Annotated in this window: 14 protein-coding genes; all 14 read right to left on the reverse strand. The window is 31.3% G+C overall.

The genetic code is table 11. The features are described 5' to 3' along the window. Window positions 1–185: 185 nt before the first annotated feature. Window positions 186–575 (reverse strand): hypothetical protein, encoded by a 390-nt coding sequence (locus ACEG17_RS04505; protein WP_299575150.1) that lies wholly within the window; start codon window positions 573–575, stop codon window positions 186–188. Further along, window positions 576–1,412 (reverse strand): PTS mannose transporter subunit IID, encoded by an 837-nt coding sequence (gene manZ / locus ACEG17_RS04510; protein WP_299575152.1) that lies wholly within the window; start codon window positions 1,410–1,412, stop codon window positions 576–578. It lies immediately after the preceding gene. Window positions 1,413–1,424: 12 nt separating this feature from the next. Continuing rightward, window positions 1,425–2,237, reverse strand: a complete 813-nt coding sequence (locus ACEG17_RS04515; protein WP_299575154.1) for a PTS mannose/fructose/sorbose transporter subunit IIC — start codon at window positions 2,235–2,237, stop codon at window positions 1,425–1,427. Between the two features lie 45 nt (window positions 2,238–2,282). Beyond that, window positions 2,283–2,774 carry a PTS sugar transporter subunit IIB gene (locus ACEG17_RS04520; RefSeq protein ID WP_299575156.1) on the reverse strand — a complete coding sequence of 164 codons (492 nt, stop codon included), beginning with the start codon at window positions 2,772–2,774 and terminating at the stop codon, window positions 2,283–2,285. A 124-nt stretch (window positions 2,775–2,898) separates the two neighbouring features. Further along, a complete protein-coding gene (locus ACEG17_RS04525) occupies window positions 2,899–3,342 on the reverse strand; it encodes a PTS sugar transporter subunit IIA (RefSeq protein ID WP_299575158.1) in 444 nt (147 codons plus the stop codon). Between the two features lie 428 nt (window positions 3,343–3,770). Continuing rightward, window positions 3,771–4,223 (reverse strand): YfcE family phosphodiesterase, encoded by a 453-nt coding sequence (locus ACEG17_RS04530; RefSeq protein WP_372582728.1) that lies wholly within the window; start codon window positions 4,221–4,223, stop codon window positions 3,771–3,773. A 765-nt stretch (window positions 4,224–4,988) separates the two neighbouring features. Continuing rightward, window positions 4,989–5,750, reverse strand: a complete 762-nt coding sequence (locus tag ACEG17_RS04535) for a GntR family transcriptional regulator (protein WP_372582729.1) — start codon at window positions 5,748–5,750, stop codon at window positions 4,989–4,991. Window positions 5,751–5,788: 38 nt separating this feature from the next. Beyond that, window positions 5,789–8,353: a DNA gyrase subunit A gene (gene gyrA, locus ACEG17_RS04540; RefSeq protein ID WP_372582730.1), complete on the reverse strand. Its 2,565-nt coding sequence runs from the start codon at window positions 8,351–8,353 to the stop codon at window positions 5,789–5,791. A 28-nt stretch (window positions 8,354–8,381) separates the two neighbouring features. Next, window positions 8,382–9,170, reverse strand: coding sequence for a PDDEXK family nuclease (locus ACEG17_RS04545; protein ID WP_314392621.1), 789 nt, complete (start codon window positions 9,168–9,170; stop codon window positions 8,382–8,384). Beyond that, on the reverse strand, window positions 9,112–10,452 hold the full coding sequence (locus ACEG17_RS04550) for a DNA cytosine methyltransferase (protein ID WP_314392623.1): 1,341 nt from the start codon (window positions 10,450–10,452) through the stop codon (window positions 9,112–9,114). The genes ACEG17_RS04545 and ACEG17_RS04550 overlap by 59 nt, the downstream gene beginning before the upstream one ends. Window positions 10,453–10,493: 41 nt before the next feature. Beyond that, window positions 10,494–12,476: a DNA topoisomerase (ATP-hydrolyzing) subunit B gene (gene gyrB / locus ACEG17_RS04555; RefSeq protein ID WP_372582731.1), complete on the reverse strand. Its 1,983-nt coding sequence runs from the start codon at window positions 12,474–12,476 to the stop codon at window positions 10,494–10,496. Window positions 12,477–12,535: 59 nt separating this feature from the next. Continuing rightward, window positions 12,536–13,903: a tRNA uridine-5-carboxymethylaminomethyl(34) synthesis GTPase MnmE gene (mnmE, locus tag ACEG17_RS04560; RefSeq protein ID WP_372582732.1), complete on the reverse strand. Its 1,368-nt coding sequence runs from the start codon at window positions 13,901–13,903 to the stop codon at window positions 12,536–12,538. A 68-nt stretch (window positions 13,904–13,971) separates the two neighbouring features. Continuing rightward, on the reverse strand, window positions 13,972–14,787 hold the full coding sequence (locus tag ACEG17_RS04565) for a Jag family protein (RefSeq protein ID WP_372582733.1): 816 nt from the start codon (window positions 14,785–14,787) through the stop codon (window positions 13,972–13,974). Beyond that, window positions 14,756–15,526 (reverse strand): YidC/Oxa1 family membrane protein insertase, encoded by a 771-nt coding sequence (locus ACEG17_RS04570; protein ID WP_372582734.1) that lies wholly within the window; start codon window positions 15,524–15,526, stop codon window positions 14,756–14,758. The genes ACEG17_RS04565 and ACEG17_RS04570 overlap by 32 nt, the downstream gene beginning before the upstream one ends. Window positions 15,527–15,530 lie beyond the last annotated feature (4 nt).

A 15,530-nucleotide genomic window follows, 5' to 3' on the forward strand; every position in this document is an offset into this window, starting at 1 on the left:
TTTCCTCCTGTTTGCTTCACTTTTCTTTATTTTTACCATAAAAATTTATGTTTTTATTATATCACACTTTAAATATATTAAAAAGTTTAAATTTTCTATTTCTAATTCAAAAAAAGAATACCCACAATAAGGTATTCTCTTAAATATTTTGAATTATAACTTGTATTTCCAAAATAATTACAAAGCTATTTTCTATATTTTTCAGCAAACTGCTGAAGTTCAGCTATTTCTTTTTTTGCTCTATCAGATAAAACTTTTACATCGTTAATCATCTGTTTGGAACGTGCCATAATAAAATCCAGATATTCTGTATTTTTAGTTTTTAAGTACATTTCCTTGGCATAATACATATCCTTAAAATCATTTTTAGCCTGTTTTATTAATAGTTTTTGCCCAACCATAACAATTAGTGCCGCTGCCAAGGCTATTATCGTCCCATATCCTTTAGTAAGCGGATATAAAATCATTCCAATAATCATAAGTCCTGTAACTAAAATAGAACTGTTTTTTATATACCCTTCTTTTGGTGGAACTTTCACATATTTTTCCATTTTTTCAATCATTTTTTTAAACATCTATGCTAAAATTCCTAACCAGTATCCTAATATTCCTATTATAAAGAATCCAAAAATTATCCAAATAGCATTTACTTTTCTCTTTAACAGATACATACATGCAAATGTAAGTAATAAGGCTAGTAATCCAGGTAATAATGAATCTAATATACTTTGAACTGTCGTTACAACTTCTTTTCCAGTTTGATCTGTGTATTTAGACAATACCAACGGCACATTTATTGAAGTCCATTTTGAAACCAATGCTCCCATTACGAAAAGTCCCAATATAGAAGCTCCCTGAGTCAATTTTTGGATTACTCCACCTTCCATATCTCCAACAATTTCAGTTCCTTTTTCGTATCCATATTTTAATCCATACCATCTAGTAAGCACTCTTGCCAAATTTATTCCAAAAAAGAAAATAAACGGTCCTAATAGATTTCCTCCAGCTATTGCAAGTGAAGCTCCAAGTGCTGCCAATACCGGACGTAAAGTTCCCCAGAAAATAGGATCTCCTACTCCTGCAAGTGGTCCCATAAGCCCTACTTTTATTCCGCTTATAGTTGCGTCGTCAATATCTACACCATTTGCTTTTTCTTGTTCCATTGCGGCTGTAACTCCCATTATAGTTGAACCTATCCATGGTTGAGTATTAAAAAATTCCAAATGTCTTTTAAGAGCCGCTGCCTGATCTTCCTTTTTAGAATATAGTCTTTTTATTGCAGGAATCATTGTTACGCAGAATCCCATTGACTGCATTCTTTCAAAGTTGAATGATCCTAGTAAAGTTGTAGATCTCCAGTACATGCTTTTCAAATCTTTGTCAGTTAATTTTTTTTCTATATTTTCTGCCATTTTTCCTACCTCCTATAGTCCTTCCAGTTCATCATCCGCTTCTTCTGTAACCGCGGTTCCACCATTTCCACCACTTGGTAAAGTAATAGATGCGTGATATTTGGGATTTAATTGAATATACAATATTGCAAGACATAATCCTAATATTCCTAAACCAACCAAGTTAAATTCTGTAAACGCCGCTATTACAAATCCTAGGAAGAAGAATGGCATCAATGCTTTTGCTTCCATCATATTTATTACCATCGCATACCCAACAACTACTATAAATCCTCCAGCAATTTGAAGCCCTCTTGTAATTACTTCAGGAATTGCGTTCAAAGCTCCTTCTACTGCACTTGTTCCGGCAATCATACCTACTAATACAGCTGGAATTGCTACTCTTAACGCCTGCAAAGCCAGTCCTGCTAAGTGACACATTTCAATACCTCTAAAATTAGCTTGTTCTGCATATTCATCTGCTTTATGCTGAAAGAACACTGTGATTGTTCTAACGAAAATTGTAAGAACTTGTCCTGCTGCTGCAATTGGTACTGCAACTGCTATTCCTTCTGCAATTGACTGTTTACCTACAATTACTAAAATTGCTGAAATTACACTTGCTAACGCTGCATCAGGCGCCATCGCCGCCCCAACGTTCATCCATCCAAGTGCTATCATTTCAAGCGACCCGCCTAATATAATTCCTGTTTTTAAATCTCCCAGTACTAACCCCACTAAAGTACATGCTACTAACGGACGGTGAGTCTGTCTTTCATCAAGCACACTTCCCATTCCGGCTATAGCCGCCACAAGCGCTAATAAAATTAACTGAATAACATTCATGCTTCTGTCCTCCTAAATATTTAATTGTTCTGTATTTTTATTTTTTTAGTCAAATGAGATAGAATCTAATTTAGAGTTAATGTCTTCTTTTGCAGAAGTTACTAATTGTCTCATATCAAGCTCTACACCCATAGCTCTTAATTTATTAAATGCTTCCAAGTCATCTTTATTAATTGCAACGGCTTTTGAAATTAATTTATCCCCTTCTTTAAAAGTCATTCCTCCAACGTTCACAGTTTTAATGTCTACTCCGCCTTCAATCAATCTGACAACATCCCCAGGGCAAGTAACAAGTAACATTACTTTAGTTTTATCGTATTTTGGGTTTTTATAAACAGCTATTGCTTTTTCAACAGGTATTACAAATGATTTTACCCCTTCTGGCGCCACTTGCAATAAAAGCGATTTTCTTATTTTATCTTCTGCCACATCGTCATTTACCGCAAAAATTGCTTCAGGCTTTGTAGCCTTTACCCATGAAGTTGCCACCTGTCCGTGTATTAATCTTGAGTCTATTCTTGTTAAAACTAATTCCATAATTCTATCCCGCTACTGAAAATTTTGTGAAAAAATTCATGTATAATATAAAAAATTTCTCAGTAACTCTCCTTTCGTTTATGTTTTTGTATTTTCAGCTTTAAATTTTCTGCTATATTTTATTTTATAAATCCAGTTCATCTGAATCATCATCGTCATCAGCAACATCTGCGCTAAATAATTCACTAAAAATTTTAATTCCATTGATTCCTGAATTTTTTGCCACTTGAACTAATTCAGAAACATCGCTTGTTTCTTCTCTTGCATCTAAAACTTCCAATAGCATTGGAACATTAACACCTGTTATTACATCGGTGTTCTTCGTTTCGGCAACAACTCTGCAGGCTGCATTATAAGGACTTCCACCAAACAGATCTACTAAAAATAATGTTCCTTCGGCATCGTATTTTGAAATAATATTATTATATTTTTCAATCAGATCTTCAGGACCTTCGCCTGGCACAAATGTTACAAAATCAAGCTGTTCGCTTTCTCCTAGAACCATCTTTGTCAGATTAACAGTTTCTTCTGACATTTTTCCATGTGTTGCAACAATTAAGTTAATCATCTCAGTTTCTCCTTTCAATATTAAAATTTCTAATTTCCATAATTACTTTACAAATTTAGTATAACCTCATCAATTTAGATTGTCAATACATTTTTAAAAAAAATCTTTCAATCTATCTGTACATAATATTAATTTATTTATATTTTTGCTTATACTAAACCCCATTAAAAAATAAAGACAAACTAGTTGTTTGACAATTAATTCATAATCGTTTAACTAAATTGTCTTTTATTACTTTTTGAATATTTTATTAGTAAATATTTTTTTATATTCCTATGTTTTTTCTTTTTATATAAGTAAGGAAAACCAGTCTATTTCCCTTTATTTTGCAATTAGTACTGCAATTTATAAATTAAAAAAGACACAACCTTGATTTTACTCAATAGTTATGTCCCTCTTTATTCCAACTGTACCAGCAATGGCTCCAATTATTTTAATATTTTTTGCTCAAATTTTTTACCACCATAATAAATCATATATTTTTTATCCTGCAGTGCTCCTGGATTTACATACATTACTCCACCTTTTTCTGAAATAAATTCTTTGTGTGTATGTCCAAAAATACAAATTTCGGCTTTTTCTAAATGTACTTTTTTCTCTAATTCTTCAAGTGTAGTTTTTACGTTATACAGATGTCCATGTGTTAATAACACCTTTTTTCCCATTAAATCAAATATTTTAGTTTCTCTAGACTCATAATCATCCATATCAGTATTACCCTTTACAATGGCAAAAAGCACATCTCTATAGACTAACGACATATCAATTGCGTCTGTGCTATGATCTCCTGCAAAAATTACGATTTCCGGCTGCTCCAAATCTATTACCTTCTGAAAATAATCAAGCCTCCCATGACTGTCAGAACAAATTAATACTTTCATTAAATCTCCTCTCTCCATTTTGCTCTTTATTATTTCTTCATCGAAAAACTTTTTGCATCATACTAAAATATTTAATAATAAAGTCCTTCGAATAATCATTTCCCTAACAATTTTATTTATGCTTTATAAGTTTAAAGCTGTATTTTAATATTATGACATTTTATCTAAAATAACTATTTATAACAATTTATTATTCAACTTTTTAAATACCCAAATATATTATACCACATTTTTTAATTTTATACTAATTTTGTGTGTTATGCAATAAGTATTAATTTTACTAATAAATTTTGATTATTTATTATAATCTAAAAAAATTTATAAAAAATATTATTCTTATTATAATTTTCTTTTATCTTGAAACTCTATAAAAATTAAAAAGTAAATTAATGCCACTATATTCTATCTATCCATCTATTTAAAATAATTATATTCGTAAAACATAAATATTTAAAATTAAAATTTTTTTAAACTTATTTTTTTATAAAAGATTTAAAATATTAAATTATATCAATTAAATTCTATATTTTTTATTTATTAACTTAAACCTAAAGAAATTCGAGTATATTTTTAAAATATAATCTGTATTCAATATTATAAATAATATCTTGAAAATACACTTGAAACAGTTATTTCTCTAAAATAAAATTCAGATTTACTCAAACAGTTACATAATAATAGCTGTTTGAGTAATATAATTATTTTTTTAATCTGAAAATTATTTTAAATTATTAATTTAATTTTTAAAAATTAAAGATACAGAATTTACACAATAAAGATTGGCTTTTGAAGATTTTCAAGTATTCTAACTCCCAGTTTACCAGTAATTCTTTCTACCATTATTGTATATCGCAAATCTCCCATTAAGACCAAGTCATAATTTTGAGCTTCGTTCATAATTGTCTTGAAAGTGTCACCTTTTTTATGAATAAGATTATAATTGTCGCCAAATCTTTCTGTTAAGCTATTTTCATCTTCTTCTTCAACATTTACACGCAATACATCTATTTTTTGCTCACCAAACATATGGAAGAAAGTAAATAATGTCTTGTTCGCATTATAAGCGCCATCATCAAGTAACATCAAGTTGTCCAATCTAAAGTCTTCTATGTTTGGCAATATAATTAATGGTTTAAAAATACTTCTTAATATTTCCTTTAATACTGGAGTTACTTTTTCATTTTTTACAAGTACAAGCAAGTCGTATTTTTTTAGTTCTTCTAAAACAATTTCTGCTGTTTCACCATCTTTTGAGTAAAAATTTGAAATATCAGATGTTATTTTATCCTTTAATTTTTTTACAGTTTTTTCTTCAAGTTCTCTGTATTCCTTAAAGGCATAGTTTGCTCCAATATTTAGTCCCATTCCTTCGATACTTACAGGAAATACTTCATACTTTAATATATCCTTGATATAGATAACATCAACATCAACGTTATATTTTTGCTTAAATACTTTTGCAAAACTAACCAATGGATATATTTCGCTTTCCGCTGTAACTAAAAATAATGCTTTTTTTTGTAACATCTTAACCACTTCCTTATATATGAGAATTTATATTTATCTTATTTTTCTTCTTCGGTTAAATCAGGCTCTTCTGTAATTTTTACTACAGAAGCTATTTTTTCATTATTTCTAACTTTCATTATTCGCACACCTGAAGCTGAACGTCCTATTACAGATATATTATTTACGCTTGTTCTAATTAGTGTACCTTCTGAAGTAATAAGCATAATTTCATCATTTTCCTTGACAATTTTCACATCTACAATTTTTCCAGTTTTTTCATTCAGTTTTGCATTGATAATTCCTTTTCCACCTCTTGACTGGAATCTATATTCAGAAAGTTTTGTACGTTTTCCATATCCTTCCTCAGTTATTGTAAGAATTCTCATTTCATCATTATTCATTTCTGAATTAATAATTGCAGCACCTACAATTTTGTCCTTATCTCGAAGAGTAATACCTTTTACTCCGGTTGCCCCAGTTCCCATACTTCTTACATCTTTTTCAGAGAATCTTATGGCAATACCGTTTCTCGTAGCAACAAAGATTTCATCTTCGCCAGTTCCGCTTGTAAGCCCGATATACATCACTTCATCTTCATCATTTAATCTAATCGCTCGTTTTCCAGCTTTCATAATATTACTAAACAATGTCAATTCAGATTTTTTAACGACTCCATTTCGTGTTACGAAGAATAAATTCTTATCCTTTTCAAATTCACGAACTTTTATTATTGTGCTGACTTTTTCATCATCATCCAGATTTATAATGTTTCCAATCAGTTTTCCACGTGCTTGTTTTCCAGTTTCAGGAATTTCATAAACTTTTATGCTGAATACTTTTCCTTTCGTTGTGAAAATAAGCAATGTATCAAGAGTTTTGGCTATGTACATATCTTTTACAACATCGTCTTCTATTGTATTTGTAGCATTTACTCCGATTCCACCACGTTTTTGTGAACGGTAAGTGTCAATTGCCACACGTTTTACGTAACCTTTTTCTGTAAGTGTTACAACAACTTCTTCGTCCTTAATTAAGTCTTCTATGCTGATTTCGGCTCTTGCATTTCTGATTTCAGTTCTACGTTCATCACCAAAATCTTCTTTTAATTTAAGTGCCTCCTCTTTAATTATACCATATATTTTTGAATCGTCAGATAAAATTCCAGTTAATTCTTCAATTAATAGCATAAGTTCGTTATATTCCTGATTAATTTTATCTCTTTCAAGTCCAGTAAGCCTTTGCAATCTCATATCCAGAATTGCTTTTGCCTGAATTTCTGAAAATCCAAATTTTGCAATTAATTCAGTCCGTGCAACATTTGCATCCTTTGAAGCACGTATAATTCTAATTACTTCCTCAATATTATCAAGTGCAATTTTGAATCCTTCCAAAATATGAGCCCTATTTTTAGCCTTTTTCAACTCAAATTCAGTTCTTCTTGTAATTACTTCAAATCTATGTTCCAGATATTTCTGAAGAACCTGCTTCAAATTCAACACTCTTGGTGCATTATCCACAAGTGCAAGCATAATTACACCAAATGTATTTTGTAAATCAGTAAATTTATAAAGGCTGTTCAGAATTAATTCACTTTCCTCACCTTTTTTCAGCTCAATTACAATTCTGATACCATCTCTGTCAGTTTCATCCCGCAAATCAGATATTCCAGTAATTTTCTTCTGTCTTACCAAATCTGCAATTTTTTCAATAAGTCTGGCTTTATTTACCTGATACGGTAATTCTGTAACAATAATCGACTCTTTTCCAGTTTTTGAAGTTTCAACTTCCACACGTCCTGCAACTCGAAGTTTTCCACGTCCAGTTCTATACGCATCATAAATCCCCTGTTTTCCGTTAATTATACCTCCAGTTGGAAAATCTGGACCTTTTATATACGTAATCAGTTCATCAATCGAAATTTCAGGATTATCAATCAATGCGACAATTCCATCAACGACCTCTCCTAGATTATGTGGTGGAATATTTGTAGCCATTCCGACAGCAATACCATTTGCTCCATTTAGTAGTAAATTGGGAAGTTTAGCAGGCAATACAACTGGCTCGTCCAAACTTTCATCAAAGTTTTTACGATAGTCTATTGTATCCTTGTTAATATCCGCAAGCAGCTCTTCAGTAATTTTAGCCATTCTAGCTTCTGTATACCGCATTGCCGCCGCTTCATCCCCATCAATCGAACCAAAGTTTCCATGTCCGTCGATAAGTTCGTATCTCATATTAAAGTCCTGTGCCATTCTAACCATTGCACCATAAACTGATGAATCTCCATGCGGATGGTATTTCCCCAATACATCCCCGACAATTCTTGCCGATTTCTTAAACGGAGTCTTATGGCTCATTCCCATTTCACTCATGGAAAACAAAATTCTTCTATGCACAGGCTTTAATCCATCACGCACATCAGGCAACGCACGGCTAACAATTACACTCATTGAATAATCCAAATAAGCCGCCTTTATCTCATCCTCAATATAAACATTAGATTCATTTGATAAATCTGTAGCCTTAGGCAACCCCTCCACAATGATTTCCCTATCATCGTTCTCATCTATTTCTGTTATCTCTTCTTCTCTTTCATCGTCATCTCTAAAATCGTCTGACATCCTGCACCTCTTTTTTTATTTTTTTAATTTATCTACTTATATATATTTTTTTATATAAATCTAATTTTTTTATAAGTTCTTGTTCCATATTTTCATTAAAATATATTACTTTAATCCTATAAGGTTTATCTGGCAATAATTCAAATTTATTAACGTCTATCCTATTAAATCTTGTCATATCTTTATTTTTTCCGGCTTTTAAAACTCTATTTTTATAATATTTTTCTAATTCACCATTCGGCATACAATCTAATGTTATAACTAAAATATCTAAATTGTCTCTATCATATAAAATTGTTATAAAATACGAAAGACATATCTTCTCATTTACGCTCCCTTTGTTATAAAAAGTTGGTAATGCTGGTGTATATTTTCTTTCTCCCTTATTTTGCACTACTATTTTTCCTTTATAGCTATTCTGATTTTTCCCAACGAAAATACTCGTATCAAAATCTTTGATATTATTTTTTTGAACTGTTTTCATATCTATATGAATATAGGCATCTTCAACTTCAAAAAATAAATCTGAACCAACAGGCGATGAATTTGGCTGTCCTATTCCTTTTCCATTTAATAATGCGTAAACAATCCTTTCGGCACCTACAGCAAAATCACTTATTTTTTTTCCTTTTTTATCTTTTTCTTTTCCGTATAAATCCTGCCAATCCTTTTTTATCTTTTCTTTTGTTTTGAATCCAAAAAACATCTCATCTTCAGCAAATTTCAAAAAATAATAGTACTTATTCAGATATTTTAACTCAAGTTCTTCTATCCACTTCAATTCTTCCATTTCTTTTTCTGATATTTTGTTCTTCATATTTAATATTTCCTTTTTCAAAATTTTTTTCATATTCATCTAATTTTTTTATTATTTCTAAACCAATTTTTTCAGCCAGCAGTACTGGGACAGCATTTCCTATCTGTCTGTATTGGGAACTTAAATTTCCTGAAAATACGAAACTGTCCGGAAATGTTTGAAGCATTGCACATTCTCTGGCAGATAGCCGTCTTTTCTTATTGACATGAATTTCAGGAGACGTTGCTGTTATTGTATCGCTAACCCTGTTCCAGTTGGTTATTCGTAAAGATTGTTCAAATTTTATGGGCTTTTCTATAAATTCTGTAACAACTTTGTCATATTTATCATCAAACTTTAAAATTTTTTTCAACTTCCACCAGTCACTCGGTTTTGGTATACTTCCAGATTTATTATCTTTTCTAAACCAGTGTCCTGCCGTATGTTTGTAACCAAAGTAGTTATCTATTTTTTTTGTTGTCCATTCAGATTTGTCACGATAATACCTCAAGTAGTCACATATATCCGCTTGATTAACTTCATGTTTTCTTCCCCAAAATGTATCTTTAACACTTGTGTTTGCAATATGATTATAAATTTTTCTTTTACCAACTTTAACAAAGTCATTTAATTTGTCGTTCTGAACATCAATTTCACTTAAAAAGCCTATTGTCTGCTCTACCGTTATATATGGTTTCAAATTTGTTCCTTTTAATTTTTCATCGAATAACAAATAATTCTCTTCGCCAGGAAATAAATCAGCATGTGTCTTTTTAGGGTAAGGATTTTTTAACCCTAGTCGATTACCCATTATAATAACTCTTTCTCTTTGTTGCGGTACACCATAATCTGCAGCATTTAATAATTTTACGTCCACTTTATATCCTAAATCTTCAAAATCTTTTAGAATCATTTTTATAACTTCCCCGTTATGTAAGCTAAGGATACCTTTTACATTTTCCGCAATAAAAAATTTAGGTTTTTTATCTTTTATTATTCTCAACATTTCTTTATACAAAAAATTTCTTTTATCTTCCATTGATCGATTTTTATTTGCGATAGAAAAACCTTGACATGGAAATCCTCCTATTATCAAGTCAACTTCCCCTTTTTTTAGCGGAATCTCTTTACTTGAAATCATTGTTATATCACCTAAAACTATATGATTTCCAATATTTCTTCTGTATGTTTCAACTGCATCTTTTTCAAAATCATTAGCCCAAATAACTTCAAATCCAGCTTTTATAATTCCTAAATCCATTCCACCAGCACCTGAAAATAAAGATATAACTTTTTTTTTCATCTTTCCCCCATAATTCCAATATTTCTTAAAATTCATAAATTTTATATATCCAAATTCCTTACATAATTTGCATTATCCTCGATAAATTTCCTTCTTGGCTCAACTTTATCCCCCATCAGAATATTAAACATCTTATCGGCATAGGAAGCGTCTTCCATTGATACTTTTAACAATGTTCTTACTTCTGGATCAAGTGTTGTTTCCCAAAGCTGTTCCGGGTTCATTTCTCCTAGCCCTTTATAACGCTGGATTGTGTATTTTCTTCCTTCTCCTTCCAGCACTCTTGTTACTTGTTTCATCTGATCATCTGAATAGGCGTATCTGATTGCTTTTCCAGCCTGAATTTTATATAAAGGAGGCTGTGCGATGTAGATGTAGCCTTCGTTAATTAATTCTCTCAGATGTCTGTAGAAGAAAGTTAGCATTAATGTTCTAATGTGAGCTCCGTCAACATCGGCATCTGTCATAATTACGATTTTATGGTATCTTAGTTTTTTTAAGTCCATTTCTTCGCCAAATCCAGCTCCAAAAGCTGTAATCATTGCTCTAATTTCTGCATTTTCCAGAGCTTTATGCACTCCTGATTTTTCTACGTTTAAGATTTTTCCACGAAGTGGCAATATTGCCTGAAATCTTCTGTCTCTTCCTTGTTTTGCAGAACCTCCTGCTGAGTTTCCTTCGACTATGAAAATTTCTGATTCAGCTGGGTCTTTTGAAGAGCAGTCTGCCAGTTTACCAGGCAGTGATCCTACTTCCAATGTATTTTTTCTAAGTACAAGCTCTCTTGCTTTTTTCGCTGCTTCTCTTGCTCTTTTTGACATTGCCATTTTTTCAATAATTTTTTCAGCTGCCTTTGGATGGTCTTCTAGATAGAATTTCAAGTTGCTTCCAACAATATTTGATACAATCCCTGTAACTTCACTATTTCCAAGTTTTGTTTTTGTCTGTCCTTCAAATTGAGGTTCGGGTATTTTTACACTTATTACACAGACAAGACCTTCTCTTACATCTGTTCCTTGAAATGTCCCATTTTTATCCTTGATTAAGTTCATCTGTTTTGCAATATCATTAATTGTTCTTGTAAGCGCAGTTCTAAATCCGCTGACATGAGTTCCGCCTTCATGAGTATTTATATTATTTACAAATGAATAAACTGTTTCTCTTTGTGAAGTTGTGTAATTCATCGCAATTTCCACTTCCACAAATTTTGCACCTCGCTGTTTTATCACCGTGTTTCCATCTTCATCCTCAGTTTCTACTTCCTTAGCTTCCTCAATTTGCATTGTATCAGCCATATAAATCACATCATCAACGATTTTTTCCTCATCAATAATTTCATTTAAAAAGTCCTTTATTCCACCTTCAAATAAAAATTCTTCAGCTTTTATATTTTCAGCATTTCTCTCATCAGCCAGTTCAATTTTTAAGCCTTTGTTCAAATATGCCAATTCCTTTAAACGTGATTCCAGTACAGAATAATCGTAAACTGTTGTTTCGAATATCTCATCATCAGCCTTAAATCTAATTACAGTTCCGTGTGCATCAGCATCTGCCACGCCAATTTCTTCCACAGGCGAAGTTGGCACACCACGCTGATATGTCTGTCTAAAAATCTTTCCATCACGTGTTACAGTTGCCTCAAGCCATTCTGACAAAGCATTTACGACAGATACACCAACTCCGTGAAGTCCCCCTGACACTTTATAATTATCATTGTCAAATTTTCCTCCAGCGTGAAGCACAGTAAGTACAACTTCCAATGTTGATTTCCCAGTTTTATGCATTCCCACAGGGATTCCACGTCCATTGTCAGATACCTCAATAATATTCCCTTCAAGTATCTTTACAGTAATTTTATCACAAATTCCAGCAAGTGCTTCGTCTACACTGTTATCTACAATTTCCCATACTAGATGGTGAAGTCCACGTGCTGAAGTTGATCCGATATACATTCCTGGACGCTTTCTAACTGCTTCCAGCCCTTCCAGAACGGTAATCGCCTCTGCTCCATAATTATTATCCATTATTTATTTCCTCCATTTTATCCAAAACTTTTCATATTTTTTATAAAATATAATAAAATCTATTTTCCAACACAAAAATTTCCAAATACATGATCTAAAATATCTTCGGACGATATTTCTCCAGTAATCTCTGAAAGTGAATCCAGAGCTTCTTTCAAATCTACAGAAATTAAGTCCATAGGAAGTCCCATATCTATTGTTTCAAAAATATTTCTTATTGCGTCTTTTGTTTTCTCAAGTGCTGTTTTGTGACGAATATTTGTAATTATCAGTTTTTCTGATGAGTTTTCCACATCTTCTTCTACAATATATGAATAGATTTTTTCTTGCATATCTTCAATTCCAATATTGTCTTTTGCCGAAATTTCAACAATATTTTCCAAGTTATACCCTTCAAGATTAATTTTTTTATTTAAATCAATCTTATTCAATAATACTATAACTTTCTTTTTATTTTCTTTTATCTGATTTATAACTTCTATATCCTCATTTTCCAGCTCCTTTGAAGCATCCAGTACAAGAAGCACCAAATCAGCCTTTTCAATAAACTGCTTAGACTTTTCTACACCAATATTTTCCACAATGTCATCAGTTTTTCTAATTCCTGCTGTATCAACCAGAACCAAGGGAATTCCTTTTATATTGATTATTTCCTCAATAACATCTCTCGTAGTCCCAGCAATATGCGTTACAATGGCACGCTCTTCATGAAGCAGAGCATTTAGCAATGTCGATTTCCCAACATTTGGTTTTCCCACAATAACTGTCTTTATTCCCTCTTTTATTTTTTTTCCTGTATTATATGAATCAATTAACCGATTTGCTTCTTCATATACTTTTTCAAGATTATCTCTAAGTTCTACTGGCAACGGATCGTCAATTCCTTCTTCAGGATAATCCAGCACTACATTTACATGTGCTGTAATATCTAGCAAAGCCTTCTTAAATTCATTAACTTTATCACGCAAGTCCCCTCTTAACTGATCGAGCGACAGTGATACGCTCTTTTCTGTTTTTCCCTGAATAATATCCATAACCGCCTCAGCCTGTGACAAGTCTATACGTCCATTCATAAATGCTCGCTTTGTAAATTCACCACTTTCAGCATGTCTTGCTCCATTTCTTAACACAAGTTCAAGCACTTTTTCCGAAACAAGTGTTCCACCGTGGCAATTTATTTCCACAATATCTTCACAGGTATAGCTTTTTGGAGCTTTTAGCCTTACAGCCATTACTTCATCTACTATTTTTTCTCCATCCTTGATAAATCCATAATTTAATTTATAAAAACCCAAATCAGCATTTGGGTTTTTTTTAATAAATATTTTGTCCAGTATTTCAAATGATTTATCGCCGGATATTCTTATTATGGCAATCCCGCCTTCACCTTTTGGAGTGGAAATCGCCGCAATTGTATCAAACAACATTTTATCCCTCTATTTTCTAAAATCATTTTTCAATTTTATTTTTTACCTATAATTTTAAACACAATAGTTTAATTTTTTTCATCAAGTTTTCTAATAACTAAATATCTTTTTGGCTCTTCCCCAACACTCTCAGTTTTTAGCCCTTCCATAAATGAAATTTCTTCATGAATAATTTTACGTTCACGCGCAGCCATTGGGTTCAGCTTTACAGCATTTCCAGTTGCTAAAACTGCTTTACCTTTTTTTCTTGCCAAATCTCTTAATGATTTTTCACGTTTTTCTTTATAATTGTTAGAATCTATAGAAATTTTCAGATTTTTAAATTTTTTAGTTGTACTGATTAAATATTCCAAGTTATTTAAGGCACTCCCTTTTTCACCAATTAAAAATCTCATATCTTTTCCATCAAGAATAACTAGATATTTACCATTATTTTCTTTTTTTACATTTATAATCTTTATATCTAATTTTGCATTTACTATAAATTCCTTGAAAAATCCTCTGATTTTATCTATATTTGTATCATCCTGACTATTTTGAATAACTTTTTCTTCATTTTCAGGGCTTTCATTTCTATAGTTTTTTCTAATGTTATTTTTTTTAGAATCATAATTATTTTGATTTTTTACATCTTTTTTTTCTTTTTTGGAAATTTTCTCTTCATTTTGTATTCTTGGTTTTTCTGTTTTTACATCACTTGATTTCAAATCAGATTTTTTAACAATTTCAATTTCATATTCACCTTTTATATTGATAAATAATATTTTTTTAGGATGTTTCAAAACTTTTACCTGATAAGTTTCATCTTCTTTTAAAGTCAATGAACGGCTTACCATATTTTTAAGTTCTTCCTCATTTTGTGCCTTTAATACTATCTTTTCCATCATCACTTCTTCCTTTCAAAATGAAATACTGCTGAACTAATGACAAAGCTCCCGAAACTAAGTAATACAAGGTTACCCCTGACGGCATATTATAAAATATGAACAGCATCATAAGAGGCATCATATAAAGCATTGTCTGCATCTGCTGATTGCTTTCCTGTCCACTAGTTGCGCTCGTCATTATTTTCTGCTGAATATACGTCACTCCTACATTTAAGATTGGTAATAAATTTAAAGCCAAAGGATTTATTATAATAGGCTTTCTCATTAATGGGAAATGTATTATTATCTTCCCTAATTTAAATATTTCTGTAAAATTTATAAACATATCAGGTTTTTTTAAATTAAACCACAAAAATTTTGCGTCTGATGGTATTGTATTCCCAATAAAAGCCCAATATAGCGCTACAAACACTGGCATCTGAATTAACAATGGCAGACATCCTGCTAATGGATTAGCTCCACTTTCACGATAAAGTTCTGCTGTTTTTTGTCGATATTCTTCAGGATTATCTTTGTATTTTTCTTTTATTTTTTCAAGTTCAGGCTGTAATTCTCTCATTTTTTTCATTGATTTTTCTTGTTTTAACGTTAATGGAAAAACTATTATTCTCATTAAAATTGTTATTATAATTATAGCAATCCCATACTTACCTGCTATACCAAATTTTCCTACCATATCCGCTATTTTTTCTAAAAGAAAAACGACGGTATTTTCAAGTATTTTTATTCTGAACATTTAT

It is taken from the genome of Leptotrichia hongkongensis (assembly GCF_041538065.1).
In the GTDB taxonomy this organism is placed as follows: domain Bacteria; phylum Fusobacteriota; class Fusobacteriia; order Fusobacteriales; family Leptotrichiaceae; genus Leptotrichia; species Leptotrichia hongkongensis.

Excerpts from the sequence above, each read along its gene's own strand:
- ACEG17_RS04505 (WP_299575150.1), bottom strand. The coding sequence starts at position 575 with ATGTTTAAAAAAATGATTGAAAAAATGGAAAAATATGTGAAAGTTCCA.
- manZ (WP_299575152.1), bottom strand. The coding sequence starts at position 1,412 with ATGGCAGAAAATATAGAAAAAAAATTAACTGACAAAGATTTGAAAAGC.
- ACEG17_RS04515 (WP_299575154.1), bottom strand. The coding sequence starts at position 2,237 with ATGAATGTTATTCAGTTAATTTTATTAGCGCTTGTGGCGGCTATAGCC.
- ACEG17_RS04520 (WP_299575156.1), bottom strand. The coding sequence starts at position 2,774 with ATGGAATTAGTTTTAACAAGAATAGACTCAAGATTAATACACGGACAG.
- ACEG17_RS04525 (WP_299575158.1), bottom strand. The coding sequence starts at position 3,342 with ATGATTAACTTAATTGTTGCAACACATGGAAAAATGTCAGAAGAAACT.
- ACEG17_RS04530 (WP_372582728.1), bottom strand. The coding sequence starts at position 4,223 with ATGAAAGTATTAATTTGTTCTGACAGTCATGGGAGGCTTGATTATTTT.
- ACEG17_RS04535 (WP_372582729.1), bottom strand. The coding sequence starts at position 5,750 with ATGTTACAAAAAAAAGCATTATTTTTAGTTACAGCGGAAAGCGAAATA.
- gyrA (WP_372582730.1), bottom strand. The coding sequence starts at position 8,353 with ATGTCAGACGATTTTAGAGATGACGATGAAAGAGAAGAAGAGATAACA.
- ACEG17_RS04545 (WP_314392621.1), bottom strand. The coding sequence starts at position 9,170 with ATGAAGAACAAAATATCAGAAAAAGAAATGGAAGAATTGAAGTGGATA.
- ACEG17_RS04550 (WP_314392623.1), bottom strand. The coding sequence starts at position 10,452 with ATGAAAAAAAAAGTTATATCTTTATTTTCAGGTGCTGGTGGAATGGAT.
- gyrB (WP_372582731.1), bottom strand. The coding sequence starts at position 12,476 with ATGGATAATAATTATGGAGCAGAGGCGATTACCGTTCTGGAAGGGCTG.
- mnmE (WP_372582732.1), bottom strand. The coding sequence starts at position 13,903 with ATGTTGTTTGATACAATTGCGGCGATTTCCACTCCAAAAGGTGAAGGC.
- ACEG17_RS04565 (WP_372582733.1), bottom strand. The coding sequence starts at position 14,787 with ATGGAAAAGATAGTATTAAAGGCACAAAATGAGGAAGAACTTAAAAAT.
- ACEG17_RS04570 (WP_372582734.1), bottom strand. The coding sequence starts at position 15,526 with ATGTTCAGAATAAAAATACTTGAAAATACCGTCGTTTTTCTTTTAGAA.